15 protein-coding genes are annotated in these 16,759 nt (G+C 68.9%); 7 read left to right on the forward strand and 8 right to left on the reverse strand.

The genetic code is table 11. The features are described 5' to 3' along the window. Positions 1-5 precede the first annotated feature (5 nt). Genes ACOKM3_RS16860 through ACOKM3_RS16870 form a run of 3 tightly spaced genes read right to left on the reverse strand, consistent with a single transcriptional unit; the run spans position 6 to position 1,637 of the window. Positions 6-494 carry a DUF6113 family protein gene (locus ACOKM3_RS16860; protein ID WP_426901307.1) on the reverse strand — a complete coding sequence of 163 codons (489 nt, stop codon included), beginning with the start codon at positions 492-494 and terminating at the stop codon, positions 6-8. After that, a complete protein-coding gene (gene mshB, locus ACOKM3_RS16865) occupies positions 491-1,393 on the reverse strand; it encodes an N-acetyl-1-D-myo-inositol-2-amino-2-deoxy-alpha-D-glucopyranoside deacetylase (RefSeq protein WP_426901309.1) in 903 nt (300 codons plus the stop codon). The genes ACOKM3_RS16860 and mshB overlap by 4 nt, the downstream gene beginning before the upstream one ends. Before the next feature lie 49 nt (positions 1,394-1,442). Then, entirely contained in the window at positions 1,443-1,637 is a 195-nt protein-coding gene (locus ACOKM3_RS16870) for a hypothetical protein (RefSeq protein WP_351333402.1), read from the reverse strand. A gap of 163 nt (positions 1,638-1,800) precedes the next feature. Between ACOKM3_RS16870 and ACOKM3_RS16875 the strand changes: the two genes are divergently transcribed. Next, positions 1,801-3,912 carry a S9 family peptidase gene (locus ACOKM3_RS16875; RefSeq protein WP_426901311.1) on the forward strand — a complete coding sequence of 704 codons (2,112 nt, stop codon included), beginning with the start codon at positions 1,801-1,803 and terminating at the stop codon, positions 3,910-3,912. A gap of 155 nt (positions 3,913-4,067) precedes the next feature. On the opposite strand, the gene ACOKM3_RS16880 is transcribed toward ACOKM3_RS16875, so the two are convergent. The 5 genes from ACOKM3_RS16880 to ACOKM3_RS16900 are packed head-to-tail and all read right to left on the reverse strand — an operon-like array spanning position 4,068 to position 9,684. Then, positions 4,068-5,216 (reverse strand): ABC transporter ATP-binding protein, encoded by a 1,149-nt coding sequence (locus ACOKM3_RS16880; protein WP_426901313.1) that lies wholly within the window; start codon positions 5,214-5,216, stop codon positions 4,068-4,070. Further along, the gene (locus tag ACOKM3_RS16885; RefSeq protein WP_426901315.1) at positions 5,200-6,186 is read right to left on the reverse strand and encodes an ABC transporter ATP-binding protein; all 987 of its coding nucleotides are present in this window, start codon (positions 6,184-6,186) and stop codon (positions 5,200-5,202) included. The genes ACOKM3_RS16880 and ACOKM3_RS16885 overlap by 17 nt, the downstream gene beginning before the upstream one ends. A 5-nt stretch (positions 6,187-6,191) precedes the next feature. Then, positions 6,192-7,115: an ABC transporter permease gene (locus ACOKM3_RS16890; RefSeq protein ID WP_426901317.1), complete on the reverse strand. Its 924-nt coding sequence runs from the start codon at positions 7,113-7,115 to the stop codon at positions 6,192-6,194. Beyond that, a complete protein-coding gene (locus ACOKM3_RS16895; RefSeq protein ID WP_426901319.1) occupies positions 7,108-8,031 on the reverse strand; it encodes an ABC transporter permease in 924 nt (307 codons plus the stop codon). The genes ACOKM3_RS16890 and ACOKM3_RS16895 overlap by 8 nt, the downstream gene beginning before the upstream one ends. Positions 8,032-8,067: 36 nt before the next feature. Then, on the reverse strand, positions 8,068-9,684 hold the full coding sequence (locus tag ACOKM3_RS16900) for a peptide ABC transporter substrate-binding protein (RefSeq protein WP_426901321.1): 1,617 nt from the start codon (positions 9,682-9,684) through the stop codon (positions 8,068-8,070). Positions 9,685-9,819: 135 nt separating this feature from the next. On the opposite strand from ACOKM3_RS16900, the gene ACOKM3_RS16905 reads away from it, so the two are divergent. From ACOKM3_RS16905 to ACOKM3_RS16930, 6 genes are all read left to right on the forward strand, one after another. Further along, on the forward strand, positions 9,820-10,236 hold the full coding sequence (locus ACOKM3_RS16905) for a Uma2 family endonuclease (protein ID WP_426906813.1): 417 nt from the start codon (positions 9,820-9,822) through the stop codon (positions 10,234-10,236). A 267-nt stretch (positions 10,237-10,503) separates the two neighbouring features. Beyond that, the gene (locus ACOKM3_RS16910; RefSeq protein ID WP_426901323.1) at positions 10,504-11,532 is read left to right on the forward strand and encodes an ABC transporter permease; all 1,029 of its coding nucleotides are present in this window, start codon (positions 10,504-10,506) and stop codon (positions 11,530-11,532) included. 97 nt (positions 11,533-11,629) lie between these two features. Next, the gene (locus ACOKM3_RS16915; protein WP_426901325.1) at positions 11,630-13,417 is read left to right on the forward strand and encodes an ABC transporter substrate-binding protein; all 1,788 of its coding nucleotides are present in this window, start codon (positions 11,630-11,632) and stop codon (positions 13,415-13,417) included. Between the two features lie 139 nt (positions 13,418-13,556). Then, positions 13,557-14,537, forward strand: a complete 981-nt coding sequence (locus ACOKM3_RS16920) for an ABC transporter permease (RefSeq protein WP_426901327.1) — start codon at positions 13,557-13,559, stop codon at positions 14,535-14,537. Between the two features lie 11 nt (positions 14,538-14,548). Then, positions 14,549-15,586 (forward strand): ABC transporter ATP-binding protein, encoded by a 1,038-nt coding sequence (locus tag ACOKM3_RS16925; protein ID WP_426901329.1) that lies wholly within the window; start codon positions 14,549-14,551, stop codon positions 15,584-15,586. Positions 15,587-15,617: 31 nt separating this feature from the next. Continuing rightward, a complete protein-coding gene (locus tag ACOKM3_RS16930; protein ID WP_426901331.1) occupies positions 15,618-16,655 on the forward strand; it encodes an ABC transporter ATP-binding protein in 1,038 nt (345 codons plus the stop codon). Positions 16,656-16,759: the final 104 nt, after the last annotated feature.

Genomic DNA, 16,759 nt, shown 5'->3' on the forward strand with positions numbered 1-16,759 from the left:
CTACGTCACTTCCCAAGTCGGGCGGCGGGCGCGGGTGGTTGCCCGGGCAGCCAGAAGGTGGCGCACATCACAGCCACTGCCATCCCTCCGAGGAGGAAGAGGTACGAGCCGACTCCCGCGCCGAACAAGAAGTCACCCTCGGGACGGCTCGCGGTGAGCAGGATCACCGCGAGCACCCAGCCGGCCGCGGGCGCGACCGCCCCCGCGCGACCGCCCGCGAGGCGCGCCCCCGCGAGGAACAGTCCGGCCGCCCCGAGGAGCGCGAGCAGCAACCCGCCCGGGAACCAGCCCCCTTGGACGAGCGCCCCGCCGACCGCGACGACCGCGCCGAGGACGAAAAGGACAAGCAGGGCGACCGTCCGCCCGGCGCCGAACCCTCCGAAGCCGAAGGGCAGGTCGACGTTCTGCGCCGACGGCCCACCGGGAGCCGGCCTGCCGCCGGGAGCCGCCTTGCCGCTGGACGCCGCGGCCCGCCCGTTCTTGTCGCCGCTCATCGCTCGGTCACTCCCTCAAGACCCTCGAACAGGTCGTTCTCGTACGGCGATCCGGGCTCGCCCCGCACCAACTCGTAGTACTCGATGTCGAACAGCGGCTGCGCGAGCCCGTTGGAGAGCGCGAAGACGGTGCCCGCGTCCGGCACGTCGACCTGGGTGGCGTGCGCGCGCATCGCGGCCGCCTTCCGCTCGACGTACGGCCGGCCGTCGATCGCCGCGGTGATCCGCTCGTCGTCGACGACTCCGGGCACGTCGTCCACCACGGCGGCGACGTCGAAGGGTGTGGCGTCGAGCACGCCCGCGAGCCGGCGGAACCGCTCCTCGACGACCGTGCGCGGCACGCGGTTCCAGTAGACCTTCGCGATCGCGTGCGGCTCCCCGAGGTCGCGCCGGAAGGCGGTCTCGGCGGCGAGCTCCGCGGCGCGCATCGCGACGCGGTGGGCCTGGATGTGGTCGGGGTGCCCGTAGCCCCCGTCGGGGTCGTACGTGATCAGGACCTGCGGGCGGGTCTCGCGGATCACGGCGACGAGGTGGGCCGCGGCCTCGTCGAAATCGGTGGACCAGAAGGCGCCCTCCCGCTCGTTCTGCGGGGCGCCCATCATTCCGGAGTCGCGGAACCGGCCGGGGCCGCCGAGGAAGCGGTGGTCGGTGACGCCGAGCTCCTTCATGGCGGCGGCCAACTCGCCGATCCGGTGCGGGCCGAGAATGTCCTCCCGGTCCGGGGCGAGATGGGCCAGTTCGCCCGGAATGACCTCGCCCTCCTCGCCGAGCGTGCAGGTCACCAGCGTGACCTGGGCGCCTTCGGCGGCGTACTTGGCCATGGTGGCGCCATTGTTGATCGACTCGTCGTCGGGGTGCGCATGCACGAGGAGCAGGCGCCTACCTGGCATTTCCGTCATGCCCACAGCCTAGAACGCCCCACCGACATACCCGGCGCGGAGACGGGCGCTAGAACTTGATGCCGCCGACCATGTCCGCCACGTTCGTCGTCAGCTCCTTGATCGTCGGAGCGACGGACGAACTCGCCAGGTAGAAACCCAGGAGCACACACACCACCGCGTGCCCCGCTTTCAGTCCCGACTTCTTGATCAGGATGAAGACGATGATCGCGAACAGCACCACGGCCGAGATCGAGAGTGCCACAGCGGTCCTCCTCCAAAGTGATCCGGTCGCCGACCGACTCGTACCCACACAGCGCTAACGATCATAACTATCCGTACCCGCGCACGAGTCGCGATCGGGGAGCACCCGATGCGACCGGGAGCGCACGGGGGCGCGCGGACGTCATCTCTCCTAGGCTGCCTGGATGACCATCGAGACCTTCCCCCGTCAGCACGCGCGCACTCAGCGCTTCACGTTGGGGGCGCCGCGTGCCTTCACCGTGGCGCCGGACGGCGAGCGTGTCGTCTTTCTGCGTTCCTCCTCGGGTACCGATCGGGCGAACGCGCTGTGGGTGCTTGACGTGGCGAGTGGTCAGGAACGGGTGGCCGCCGACCCGGTGGCCCTGCTCGGCGGGGCGGCGGAGAACCTGTCGGCCGAGGAGCGGGCCCGGCGCGAGCGCAGCCGCGAGGGCGGCGCGGGCATCGTGGGCTACGCGACGGACGCCACCGCCGAGTTGGCCGCGTTCGCCCTGTCGGGGCGGCTGTTCACGGCCGAGCTGCGGGTCGGTACCGCGCGGGAACTGCGCGTGCCGGGGCCCGTGTTGGACCCGCGCCCCTCCCCCGACGGGCGGCACATCGCGTACGTCACCCGGGGCGCGCTGCGCGTCGTCGGCGCGGAGGGCGAGGGCGACCGGGCGCTGGCCACTCCCGAAGCGGACACCGTGACGTACGGGCTCGCCGAGTTCGCCGCGGCCGAGGAGATGTCCCGGTACCGCGGCCACTGGTGGTCGCCCGATTCGGACCGCCTGCTCGTGGCCCGCGCCGACGACGCGGACGTGCGGCGCTGGTGGATCGCCGACCCCGCGCACCCGGACCGGGAGCCGGCCCGCGTCGCCTACCCCCGCGCCGGCACGCCCAACGCCGACGTGCGCCTCTTCGCGTACGACCTCGAGGGCAACCGCACCGAGGTCACCTGGGACCGCAAGGCGTACCCGTACCTGGCCCGCGTGCACTGGTCGGCGGACGGCGCCCCGCTGCTCCTGGTCCAGGCCCGCGACCAGCGCAGCGCGCTCTACCTCGCGGTGAACACGGACGACGGCTCGACGCGGATGGTGCACGCCGACGAGGACGACGCGTGGCTCGAACTGCTGCCCGGGGTGCCGTGCTGGTCGCCGAGCGGGCAGCTCGTGCGGATCGCCGACGAGGGCGGCGCGCGGGTCCTCGCGGTGGGCGAGCGGCCGCTGACCGGGCCTCAGCTGCACGTGCGTGCGGTGCTCGACGTGGGCGACAGCGACGTGCTCGTCTCCGCCTCCGCCGGGGTCGACGCCGAGTCGCCCGAGACCGGCGAGGTGCACGTCTACCGGGTCAACGAGCTGGGGACGCAGCGCGTCTCCACGGAGGCCGGCGTCCACTCCGCGGTCCGCTCCGGTGACGGCGCCGTCACCGTCCTCGTCTCGTCGACGCCGGACTCGCCCGGCGCGCGGGCGCGCGTGGAGCGCGAGGGCAAGCACGTCACCGACATCGCCTCGCACGCCGCCCGCCCGCTGCTCACCCCGCGCGTGACGCTGACGGAGGCCGCGGGCATCCCGTGCGCCGTTCTCCTGCCCTCCTCCTACGAGGAGGGGGACGGTCCGCTGCCGGTCCTCATGGACCCCTACGGCGGCCCGCACGGGCAGCGCGTCGTGGCCGCCCACAACCCGCATCTGACCTCGCAGTGGTTCGCCGACCAGGGCTTCGCGGTGATCGTCGCGGACGGCCGTGGCACGCCCGGTGTCTCGCCGGGCCGCGAGAAGTCGATCCACGGCGACTTCACGCTCACCCTCGACGACCAGGTCACGGCGCTGCACGCGCTGGCGGAGCGGTTCCCGCTCGACCTCTCCAAGGTCGCGATGCGCGGCTGGAGTTACGGCGGCTATCTGTCGGCGCTCGCCGTGCTGCGCCGCCCGGACGTCTTCCACGCGGGCATCGCGGGCGCCCCGGTCACGGACTGGCGGCTGTACGACACGCACTACACGGAGCGCTACCTGGGCGACCCGGCCGCCTCCCCGGAGACGTACGCGAAGAGTTCCCTGGTGACCGACGACGGGCTCACGGAGGCCGCCGAGCAGCACCGTCCGATGCTCATCGTGCACGGGCTCGCGGACGACAACGTGGTCGTGGCGCACGCCCTGCGGCTGTCCTCCGCGCTGCTCGCGGACGGCCGCCCGCACGAGGTGCTCCCGCTGTCCGGCGTGACCCACATGACGCCCCAGGAGCAGGTCGCCGAGAATCTGCTGCTGCTCCAGGTCGACTTCCTGAAGCGGTCGTTGGGGCTCTGACGAACGGCAACCGGGCCGGAGCGCAATGCGCTCCGGCCCGGCTCACGGCACCCGCACGGCCGTACAACAGACACTCTGGCCCGGTCACATATCGGCGCCGCGTCGACCGGATTGCCTGCGTGTAAAGACCCGTCGGTCACCGCACTCGGCCGCTGCTACTCCGTCGGCACGACCTGCTTCTCCTCGGCGAAGTGGCAGGCCGACGGGTGACTGGCCGGGGTGTCGCCGCCCCGGAAGACCTCCGGCACGGCGAGCAGCGGCACCTCGTCCGTGCACTTCTGCTGCGCCTTCCAGCAGCGCGTACGGAACCGGCAGCCGGACGGCGGGTTGGCCGGCGAGGGCACGTCGCCGGAGAGGATGATCCGCTCGCGGCCCTCGCGCGCCTCCGGGTCGGGCACCGGCACCGCGGAGAGCAGCGCCTGCGTGTAGGGGTGCGTCGGGTGGTCGTAGATCTCGGCGTCCGAACCGATCTCGACGATGCGGCCGAGGTACATCACGCCCACCCGGTCGGAGATGTGCCGGACGATCGACAGGTCGTGCGCGATGAACACGTAGCTGAGGTCGAACTCGTTCTGGAGCCGGTCCATCAGGTTGATGACCTGCGCCTGGACCGACACGTCGAGCGCGGACACCGGCTCGTCCGCGACGATGATCTCGGGGCGCAGCGCGAGACCGCGCGCGATACCGATGCGCTGGCGCTGACCGCCCGAGAACTGGTGCGGGTACCGGTTGATGTACTCCGGGTTGAGCCCGACGACATCGAGCAGGTCCTGGACCTTCTTCCTGCGGTCGCCCTTCGGGGCCACCTCGGGATGGATCTCGTACGGCTCCCCGATGATGTCGCCGACCGTCATACGGGGGTTGAGCGACGTGTACGGGTCCTGGAACACCATCTGGATGTTGCGGCGGACCGCCTTCAACGCGCGGCCGGACAGCGTGGTGATGTCCTCGCCCTTGTAGGTGATGACGCCGGCGGTCGGCCGTTCCAGGTTCACCAGCATCTTCGCGACCGTCGACTTGCCGCAGCCGGATTCGCCGACGATGCCGAGGGTCTCGCCCTGCCCGAGGTCGAAGTCCACTCCGTCGACGGCCTTCACCGAGCCGATCTGCTTCTTGACGAGGACGCCCTGGGTGAGCGGGTAGTGCTTGGTCAGGCCGCGTACCTGGAGGAGCGGTTCGTGCCCCGAGACCGAGCCGTTCTGCGCGTAGTCGTTCTCGGCCTGCGCCTTGTGGAGGAGGTGCTCGGCGATCCGGCCCTCGCGCTTCAGGTCGTCCTTGCTCACGTGCTTACCGTGTTGCGGCATCGAGGGTCTCCTTCCAGAAGTGGCAGGCGCTGCGGCGTTCCTCGGAGACCTGGGCGAGCGGCGGTACGTCGGTGCGGCACACGTCCCGGGCCATCGGGCAGCGCGGGTTGAAGGCGCAGCCGGGCGGGATGTTCATGAGGTTCGGCGGGAGCCCCTTGATGGCGAAGAGCTCCTGCCCCTTCTGGTCGAGGCGCGGGATCGATTCGAGCAGGCCCTTGGTGTACGGGTGGGCCGGTGCCTTGTAGATCTCGTGCACCGGCGCCTGCTCGACGATCCGGCCCGCGTACATCACGGCGATCTTGTCGGCGACGTCGGCGACCACCCCGAGGTCGTGGGTGATGAGGATGAGCCCCATGTTGAGCTCGCGCTGCAACTCGGCGAGGAGGTCCATGACCTGGGCCTGCACGGTGACGTCGAGGGCGGTCGTCGGCTCGTCCGCGATGATCAGCGAGGGTTCGAGGGCGAGCGCCATCGCGATCATGATGCGCTGGCGCATGCCGCCGGAGAACTGGTGCGGGTACTGGCTCACCCGCTCCTTCGCCGCCGGGATGCGCACCCGGTCCATCAGCTCGACGGCCCTGGCCCGCGCGTCCTTCTTCGACATCCCCTTGTGGACGACGAACATCTCGCCGAGCTGCTCCCCCACCGTGAGCACGGGGTTCAGCGAGGAGAGCGCGTCCTGGAAGATCATCGCCATCTCGGCGCCGCGGATCCTCCGCCGCTCCTCCTCCTTGAGCGTCAGCAGATCCTTGCCCTTGAAGAGGATCTCGCCGCTGCTGATCCGCCCCGGCGGCATGTCCAGGATCCCCATCACGGCCTGCGCGGTGACGGACTTGCCGGAGCCGGACTCCCCGAGCACGGCGAGCGTCTCGCCCTCGTCGACGGTGTAGTTGACGCCGTTGACCGCCTTGGCGACTCCGTCGCGCGTACGGAACTCGACGTGCAGATCGCGTACTTCGAGCAGGGGCATGGGCGCTACCTCAGCTTGGGGTCGAGGGCGTCGCGCACCGCGTCGCCGAGCATGATGAACGCGAGGACCGTGAGGGCCAGCGCTCCCGCCGGGTACAGCAGCATGTGCGGGGCGTTGCGGATGTACGGGGCGGCGTTGGAGATGTCGATGCCCCAGGACACCGCGGGCGGCTTGAGGCCGACACCGAGGAACGAGAGCGTCGCCTCCAGGGCGATGTACGTGCCGAGCGCGATGGTCGCGACGACGATCACCGGGGCGATGGCGTTCGGCAGGATGTGGCGCAGCAGGATCCGGGAGTTGGAGGCGCCGAGCGTGCGCGCGGCGTGCACGTAGTCGTTCTCCTTGACCGTGATCACGGAGCCGCGCGCGATGCGGGAGATCTGCGGCCAGCCGAGCAGCACGATGAACCCGACCACCGGCCACACCGTCGTCGACGTCACGACCGACAGCAGGACGAGGCCGCCGAGGACGACCGGGATGCCGAAGAAGATGTCGGCGACGCGGGACAGCAGGGCGTCCGCCCACCGCCCGAAGAAGCCGGCGAGCGCGCCCAGGATCCCGCCGAGCAGCGCGACGCCCGCCGTGGCGCACACGCCGACGGTGATCGAGGCCCGGGCCCCGTACACCGTGCGCGTATAGACGTCGCAGCCCTGGGCGTCGTAGCCGAAGGGGTGTCCGGAGGTGGAGGTCTCCTGGCCGTGGGCGAGGTCGCAGTCGTTGGGGTCGCCGCTCGCGAGGAGCTGCGGCCAGATCGCGACGATCACCAGGAACAGGATGATCAGCGCCGAGATGATGAAGACGGGGTTGCGGCGCAGCGAGCGCCAGGCGTCCGACCACAGGGAGCGCGCGGGCCCCTCGGCGCCGCCGCCCTCGGGGGTACCGGGCGTGAGCTGGGCCTCGACGGTGACCGGGGTGACGGGCTCAGGCATAGCGGATCCTCGGGTCAAGGACGGCGTAGAGCAGGTCGACGATGAGGTTGGCGAGCAGGAAGACGATCACCAGGACGGTCACGAAGCCGACCACCGTCGGCGAGGACTGGTGCAGGATGCCCTGGTAGAGCTGGTAGCCGACGCCGCGGATGTTGAAGATCCGCTCGGTGACGATGGCGCCGCCCATCAGGGCGCCGATGTCGGTGCCGATGAACGTGACGACCGGGATCAGCGAGTTGCGCAGCAGGTGCCGCCAGATGATGCGGCGCCTGGGCAGGCCCTTGGCGACGGCGGTGCGGACGTAGTCGGAGCGGGCGTTCTCAGCGACGGACGTGCGGGTCAGCCGGGTCACGTACGCGAGGGACACCGAGGCGAGGACGAGGCCCGGCAGGATCAGCTCGACCAGCGGCGCCTCGTACGCCACCGAGGGCTTGACGATCCCCCACTGCATGCCGAACAGGAGCTGGGCGACGAGCCCGGTGACGAACGTCGGCACGGAGATCACGACCAGGGTGAGGACGAGGACGCCCGTGTCGATGGGCTTGCCGCGGCGCAGGCCGGTGATGACGCCGAGGCCGATGCCGATGACGATCTCGAAGACGATCGCCACGAACGTCAGCTTGATGGTGACGGGGTAGGCGCGCAGCATCAGGTCGGCGACGGAGTCCCCGTTGAAGGCGGTGCCGAAGTCGCCCTGGAAGATGTTGCCGAGATAGATCAGGTACTGCTGCACCAGCGGCTTGTCGAGGTGGAACTGCTCGCGCAGCGCCGCCTGGGTGGCCGGGTCGCAGGCCTTGTCGCCGCAGAGCGCCGCGGTCGGGTCGCCCATGACGTTGACCATGAGGAAGATCAGCAGCGTGGTGCCGATGAACACCGGGATCATCTGCAGCAGCCGTCGGATCACATAACGCCCCACGACACCTCCCTCGGGTCCACGGATCGGCTTACGGACTCAGTCATCGACGGTCATCTCCTCGAAGACCGGCACGCTGAAGGGGTTGAGCTTCACGTCGTGCACGCGGGTGCCGTAGACGGCGGTGCCGTTCTGGTACCAGAGCGGGATCGCGGGGAGCTGCTCGGCGAGGATCCGCTCGGAGTCCTGGAAGTCCTTGATCGCGCTCTTCGGGTCCGGGTCCGCGTTGGCCTTGTTGATCAGCGCGTCGAACCGCTTGTCGCTCCACTTGCCGTCGTTGCTGGGGGCGCCCGTGGTGTAGACGGGCTGGAGGAAGTTCTGGATCAGCGGATAGTCCATCTGCCAGCCGCTCCTGAACGGGCCGCTGAACTTCCCGCTCTGGATCTGCGTACGGAAGTCGGCGAAGGTGCCCACCGGGTTGCCGACGCAGGCCTTCGAGTCGCCCATGACCCGGTTGACGCTGTTGCAGATGGCGTCGATCCACTGCTTGTGGTTGCCGGTGTCGGCGTTGTAGCTGAGGACGAGCTTGCCGCCGGGGAAGCCGCCGCCCTCGTCGATCAGCTGCTTGGCCTTCTTGGGGTCGTACTCGCAGCGGTCGCCGCAGATGTCGGGGTTGTAGCCGCCCTCGTCGCGGAGCACGGGGGACGTCCAGTCCTTGGCCGGGATCCGGGTCTTCTGGAAGATCTTGTCGGTGATCTGCTCGCGGTTGATGGCGAGCGAGATGCCCCGGCGGACCTTGAGGGCGTCGGCGGTGTCCCACCGCTTGTCGTACATGGGGAACATCAGCGTCTGGATGATGCCGGCCGGGGTGTTGATGTACCGGTTGTCGATGTCCTTGTGGAGGTTGCTGAGCTGCTCGGCGGGCACGGCGTCGGTCACGTCGAGCTGGCCGGCCACGACATCGGTGTACGCGGTGTTGTCGTCGGTGTAGACGAGCAGGTCGACGCCCTTGTTGCGGGGCTTGGTGCCGTTGTACTCGTGGTTGAGCCGCAGCTTCATGCGGCCGCCGCGCTCGTAGTCCGTCACCGCGTACGGGCCGTTGCCGAACGGCTTCTCCAGCCATTCGTCGTGGTCGGTGAAGAACTTCTTCGGCAGCGGGGAGAAGGCGGCGTACCCGAGCATGTCGGGGAACAGCGAGAACTTCTGGTTCAGCTTGATGGTGAAGTGCAGATCGTCGACGACCTTGAGCCCGGAGAGCTTCTTGGCGCTGGGCTTGCCCTTGACCGGGTGGAGCTTGTCGTACCCGTCGATGTAGCCGAAGAAGTCGGCGCCGATCTGGGCATTCGGCAGGTAGGCGGCGTAATTCCACGCGTCGACGAACGACTGCGAGGTGACCTTGCTGCCGTCCGCGAACTTCCAGCCGTCCTTCAGGGTGACCTTGAAGTTCTGCGCGTCGTCGCTGGTGATCGACTTGGCGACGGCGTACTCGGGCTCGGCGGTCTCGGGGTTGTAGACCTTGAGCCCCCGGAAGATCATGTCGAGGACCTTGCCGCCGTTGACCTCATTGGTGTTCGCGGGCTCCAGCGGGTTCTGCGGGTCACCCCACTTCGCCCGCACGATGCCCGACTCGGTGGCGGTGGCCCCGCAGGACGCCAGCCAGGGCACGGCCAGCACCAGGGCGGCGGCCAGGGCGCCGGTACGCAGGCCGAGGCGCATCAGGGTCCTCCAGGGGGCGGTGCGGGGACGGGCCTTGGGGCCATTTGACCTGCGGTGAACGGGTGCCGCCTGCTGGGTCACCCGAATGAGGTGAGTCACGGGCGCGGGGGCGACGGGCTCGGCGTCGCGGCTACCGTGGGCTCATGGAGTACGCGAAGATGCGCGCGATCGCCGAGGAACGAGATCGAACACCCGGGCATCGGTCGGATGCGTCGCCCTGACGCGGTGGTGATCCCGGAGGAGTCCCTGGACGAGGCGGGCCTCGCGGTCGACGCCTCACAGGTGCCGGCCGTCATCGAGGTCGTCTCGCCTTCCAACCCCGACAACGACTACCGCGACAAGCTCGCCGACTACCCGGCGATGGGCATCGAGCACTACCTGATCGTCGACCCGCGCACGGGCACCGTCGAGGTCCACTCCGACCCCGCGAACGGCCGTTACCTCTCGAAGGAGCCGTACATCTACGGCGACACGGTCCCCTTCGGCCCCTGGACCGTGGACACCGCGGATTTCCGCCGGTACGGGAAGGCGGGTGACCGGGACGGGCGGTGAGCGGCCAGTGTGTACGCATAGCGAGACACTCACGTCCGGATATCGAACCTGTCGCCCCAAGTAGCACCCATAAGCGCCCTTTTGGACCCCGGGTACTGCCAAGCTCCCGCCACCGGCATGCCTACTCGGAGCAAAGTCCGGACCAAAGATTCAAAGACGGGATCAAGACCTCAAGAATTCGTTGACCGTACATCCGGGCCTTGAAAAGGTCCCGCTGAGCGCACGGGTCGCCCGTGCCCATGTGGACCCCTCAGGGCCTGGAGCACCATGACGACCCCAACTCCTCCCGCCACCGCCTCCCTTGAGGTGGTGGAGGACGACGCACCGCAGGCACCGAAGCCGCCTGTCACCCGCGGCGACGAGAGCCTCTCCCCCGGCAAGCTCGCCTGGCGGCGCTTCAAGCGGGACCGCACCGGCGTGGTGTCGGCCTACGTCGTCGCCTTCTTCGTCCTGATCGCGATCCTGGCGCCCCTCATAGCCAAGCTCTACGGCAAGGACCCGTACACCACGTACGGAATGAACCAGGGCGGTCTGCTCAACGACTTCGGGTACCCGGTCAAGGCCAACGGCGGGATCAGCAGCGACTTCTGGCTCGGCGTCGAGCCGCAGCTCGGCCGGGACGTCTTCACGTTCCTGCTCTACGGCATCCGCAACTCGCTGTTCATCGCGGGCATCGCGACGATCCTGACCACCGTGCTCGGCATCGTCATCGGCGTGAGCGCCGGCTATCTCGGCGGCAAGACCGACTACTTCGTCGGCTGGCTCATCGACATCCTGCTCGCCTTCCCGCAGACCCTGTTCTTCATCGCCTTCTGGCCGGTCGTCATCTCGATCTTCGTGTCGCCGACGGACAGCACTCCGGTCTGGCTCACCGTACTGAGCCTGATCCTCGTGATGACCGCCTTCGGCTGGTCATCGGTCGCTCGCCTGCTCAGAGGCGAGGTATTCGCCCTGCGCGAGCGGGAGTTCGTCGAGGCGGCGAAGGTCACCGGCGCCTCCCCCGCACGGATCATCTTCAAGGAACTGCTGCCGAACCTGTGGACGCCGATCCTGATCCAGGCGACCCTCGCGCTCCCCATGTACGTCACCACCGAGGCCGGCCTCGCCTTCATGGGCGTCGGCCTCACCAACCCCACGCCCGACTGGGGCGTGATGCTCCAGAACGGCGCCAAGACGTACCAGGCCGACATCACCTTCATGCTCGTCCCGGGTCTGACGATGGTCATCTTCGTCCTCGCGTTCAATCTGCTCGGCGACTCGGTCCGGGACGCGATGGACCCCAAGACCAAACGCTGAGGCTCCCCCCACTCAGGTTCCACCCACTTCATGCGGGTCAGGGCGACGGGGCCCGGCCGGCAAGCTCACTCCCCAACCAGCACCAGGGCAGGAAGCCATGTCCCTTTCGCGGAGAAACTTCGTCATCGGAACGTCCGTCGCCATCGGCGCCGGCTCGCTCCTGACGGCATGCAGCAGCGGCAACGCCGGCGGTGGCGGCGGCAAGGGCGGCGCGGGCGGCGCCACCCAGTACACGGGCGCCAAGGTGGCGGTCGGCACGGCCGACGACTCCAAGGGCCCGGCGCCCGAGGTCAAGGGCGCGCGCAAGGGCGGCACGATCTACGGCTACTCGCCCGACGACTTCTCGCACCTGGACCCGCAGCGCATCTACTACGCGTTCAACTCGACGCTCGCGCTGCTCTACGCGCGCTGCCTGACCGGCTACAAGGTCGACTCGGCCGGGCACCAGAAGCTCGTCGGCGACCTCGCCACCGACGCGGGCACCGCCTCCGACGGCAACAAGACGTGGACGTTCACGCTCAAGGACGGCCTCAAGTGGGACGACGGCAGCGAGCTGACCGTCGACGACGTGCGGCACGGCTTCGAGCGCGGCTGGGCCCCGTTCATCACCGAGGGCGCCACCTTCGCGCAGATAGCCCTGACCGGCGACGACGCCAAGTGGCGTGACCACTACGAGGGCCCGTACAAGGGCAAGCACCTGGACGCGATCGTCACCGACAAGAAGAAGAAGACGATCACCTTCCACCTCAAGGAAGCGCGTCCGGACTTCAACTTCACCCTGGCGATGCACACCTACGCCGCCACGCCGGTGAAGCTGGACACCAAGGAGAAGTACGACAAGAACCCGGTCTCCTGCGGCCCGTACAAGATCAAGGCGCACACGACCGACAAGTCGATGACCCTCGTGCGCAACAAGCACTGGGACCCGGCAACGGACTCGATCCGCAACGCCTACCCGGACGGCTTCGAGTTCACCTTCGGCGTCGAGGGCCTGGACTCCACGGACCGCCTCATCGCGGACCAGGGCAACGACAAGTACGCCGTCTCGATCTACAAGGGCATCCCGGCCGAGCGGATGCAGAAGATCCTGACCACGCCGGAGCTCAAGCAGCGCACCTTCAACGGCCTGCTGACCGGCAGCTACTACTACGCCATCAACTGCAAGCGCGTCACCGACCTCGCGGTGCGCCAGGCCCTCAACATCGCCTGGCCGCTGGAGCAGATCCGCAAGATCTACGGCGGTACCTCGGCCGGCGACTACGCGACCAGCATCCTCAGCCCGGACATCATCGGGTACGAGAAGTACGACCTCTACGGCAAGCTCAAGAAGCCCGCGGGCGACCCGAAGCGCGCCAAGGAGCTGCTGAAGAAGGCCGGCAAGCTCGGCACGAAGATCGTCTACGCGTACGAGCAGGACCCGGTCTACGACAAGACCAAGGTCGTCATCGAGAACGCGCTGACCGAGGCCGGCTTCAAGCCCGTCATGAAGCCGATCGACTCCACGACGTACTACGACCAGGTCCAGCAGGTCGACAACAACTACGACGTGATGTGGTTCGGCTGGTCCCCGGACTGGCCGACCGCCTTCACCATGATGCAGCCGCTGTTCGACAGCGCCTCCATCGGCAACGGCATGAACAACGTCTCGCAGGTCAAGGTGGACTGGATCGACGAGACCATCAAGAAGAACGAGTTGATCAGCGACCAGGAGAAGGCCGGCAAGGCCTGGTCCGCGCTCGACCGGCGGATCATGAAGGAGGTCGCGCCGATCATCCCCGAGACCTTCCAGCGCCGCTGGTACATCAGCGGCTCCAAGGTCGGCGGCGCGATGTTCGACCCGAACTTCTCCGCCACGCTGCTCTACAAGACCTTCGTGAAGGCCTGACGAGCACCCCGTCCGGCGGGGGCGTCGCACCCCCGGGGCGCCCCCGCCGCTCCTCCTCCCCGAGCCCTCCTCAGGTCTCTTCGAGTCTCCTCAAGGCCGCACCGAGGCCCATCGGCATCCGTCAGGAAACCCAACTGCCATGCTCCGCTTCATCCTTCGACGCGCCATCGGCGCCCTGGTGATCCTTCTGATCATCAGCGCCATCGTGTTCGTCCTGTTCTACGCCGCCCCGCGCGACCCGGCCCGCATCGCCTGCGGCAAGGTCTGCACGCCCGAGACGCTGGCGCTGGTGAAGAAGAACCTGGGGATCGCCGATCCGATACCGGTGCAGTACTGGCACTGGCTCCAGGGCGTGTTCGTGGGCCGCGACTACTCCTCGTTCGGGCACTGCCCGGCGCCGTGCCTCGGCTTCTCCTTCCAGAACCGCGAGCCGGTCCTCGGCACGATCCTCGACCGCTTCCCGACCACCATCTCGCTGTCCATCGGCTCCGCCGTGGTCTTCGTGATCTTCGGTGTCGGCACCGGCATGCTGGCCGCCGTCAAGCAGGGCAAGGCCCTGGACAAGGTGGCCAGTTCGGCCTCCCTCGTCGCCTCCTCGATGCAGATCTACGTCGTCGGCATCATCGCCACGTACTACTTCGTCGACCAGTGGCACCTGCTCGACCGCGCGTCCTACACGCCGTTCACGCAGAACCCGGGCGCCTGGGCCAAGGGTCTGCTGTTGCCGTGGATCGTGCTCTCCCTGATCTGGACCGCCAACTACACGCGCATGACCCGCTCCCAGATGGTCGAGAAGCTGACCGAGGACTACGTACGCACGGCCCGCGCCAAGGGTCTCTCGCGGCGCGCGGTCTTCTTCCGGTTCGCCTGGCGCGGCGCGATGGGGCCGATCGTCACCATCTTCGGCATGGACCTCGGCCTGCTGCTCGGCGGCGCGATCATCACCGAGTCCACGTTCAGCCTGCAGGGCATCGGTCTGCTGTCCGTGAAGGCCGTCTCCACCAATGACCTGCCGACGCTGCTGGGCGTCGTCCTCGTGGCCGCCGCGGCCATCGTCGTCTTCAACATCGTGGTCGACGCCGTCTACGCCCTCATCGACCCGCGCGTGCGGCTGGCCTAGGAGCAACACCCATGAGCGCACCCTTCCTCGCCGTCAGCGACCTGCACGTCCACTTCCCCACGGAGGACGGCGTGGTCAAGGCCGTCGACGGGCTCGGCTTCACCCTCGAACGCGGCCGCACCCTCGGCATCGTCGGCGAATCCGGCTCCGGCAAGTCCGTGACCAACATGGCGATCCTGGGCCTGCACGACCGGGCCCACACTCACCTGGAGGGCGAGATCGTCCTCGACGGGCAGGAGCTTCTCACCGCCTCCGAGCGGGAGTTGGAGCGGCTGCGCGGCAACAAGATGGCCATGATCTTCCAGGACGCGCTGGCCTCCCTGTCGCCGTACCACACCATCGGCCGGCAGATCGCGGAGACGTATCGCAAGCACACCGGGGCCTCCAAGAAGGAGGCGCGGGCGCGGGCGATCGAGATGCTCACGAAGGTCGGCATCCCGCAGCCCGATCTGCGCGTCGACGACTACCCGCACCAGTTCTCCGGCGGCATGCGGCAGCGCGCGATGATCGCGATGGCCCTGGTCTGCGACCCGGCGCTGCTCATCGCGGACGAGCCGACGACGGCCCTCGACGTGACGGTGCAGGCCCAGATCCTCGATCTGCTCAAGGACCTGCAGCAGGAGTTCGGTACGTCCATCGTGTTCATCACGCACGACCTCGGCGTCATCGCCGACATCGCGGACGACGTGCTGGTGATGTACGGCGGCCGGTGCGTGGAGCGCGGCACGAAGGAAGAGGTGCTGCGCAAGCCCCAGCACCCTTACACCTGGGGCCTGTTGGGGTCGATGCCGAGCCTGTCCGCGCCGGTCGACGTACCTCTCTCGCCGATCCCCGGCACCCCGCCGAGCCTGCTCAACCCGCCGACCGGCTGCCGCTTCCACCCGCGCTGCACCTTCGTCGAGCAGGTGGCCGACGGGCGCTGCGTCAGCGAGGAGCCGCGGCTCGACGCGACCGGCGAGCGGGCGCCCGCCTGCCACCTCACGGCGGGGCAGCGCGCGGAGTTCTTCGCCGAGCTGACCGCGGCCGGCGCCGCGGCGCGGACCAACTGACGGACACACAGAGGGATTTCAGGGATTCACCATGAGCGACACCACTCCCCTGCTGGACGTCTCGGGGCTCACCAAGCACTTCCCGATCAAGGGCGGGTTCCCGATCCGCCGCACCATCGGGGCCGTGCAGGCCGTGGACGGCCTGGACTTCCAGGTCGGCCAGGGCGAGAGCCTCGGCCTGGTCGGCGAGTCGGGCTGCGGCAAGTCGACGACGGGACGCCTGATCACGCGGCTCCTCGAACCGACCGCCGGGAAGATCAGCTACCGCGGCCAGGACATCACGCACGCCGACCGCAAGAAGCTCGCGCCGGTCCGCTCGGAGATCCAGATGATCTTCCAGGACCCGTACGCGTCCCTGAACCCGCGGCACACCGTCGGCAAGATCATCTCCGCCCCGATGGAGATCAACGGCATCGACCCCGCGGGCGGCCGGGAGAAGCGCGTGCGCGAACTCCTCGAAACGGTCGGCCTCAACCCGGAGCACTACAACCGCTTTCCGCACGAGTTCTCGGGCGGTCAGCGTCAACGCATCGGTGTGGCACGGGCGTTGGCGCTGGAGCCGAAGCTGATCGTGGCCGACGAGCCGGTCTCCGCGCTCGACGTCTCGATTCAGGCGCAGGTGGTCAACCTTCTCCAGGAGCTCCAGCGCGAGCTGGACATCGCCTTCGTCTTCATCGCCCACGACCTGGCCGTCGTACGGCACTTCTCGCAGCGCGTGGCCGTGATGTACCTCGGCCGCATCGTCGAGATCGCGGACCGCGCCGACCTGTACGGCGGGCCCCGCCACCCGTACACCAAGGCGCTGCTCTCCGCGGTCCCGGAGCCGAGCGCCGACGACGCCGCCCCGGCCGTGGAACGCATCCGCCTCACCGGCGACGTGCCCTCGCCCGTCAACCCGCCCTCCGGCTGCCGCTTCCGCACCCGCTGCTGGAAGGCCACGGAGATCTGCTCGACGCAGGCGCCCCCGCTGGTCCGCATCGAGGGCAACCGCGAGGGCCACCTCACCGCCTGCCACCACCCCGAGGAACCGGCCACGGCGACCGTTCCGGCGGCCCGCAAGGCCCTCTAGACCCCCCGGTACGCCGCCTGGGCACCACCCCAACTCCGCCCCGGCGGCGTACATCAGGAACCGGAACGTCGGCCCATTGACCCGAGCCACGGACGCTGCCGGTT

This window comes from Streptomyces nidicola (genome assembly GCF_050106155.1).
Lineage (GTDB): Bacteria > Actinomycetota > Actinomycetes > Streptomycetales > Streptomycetaceae > Streptomyces.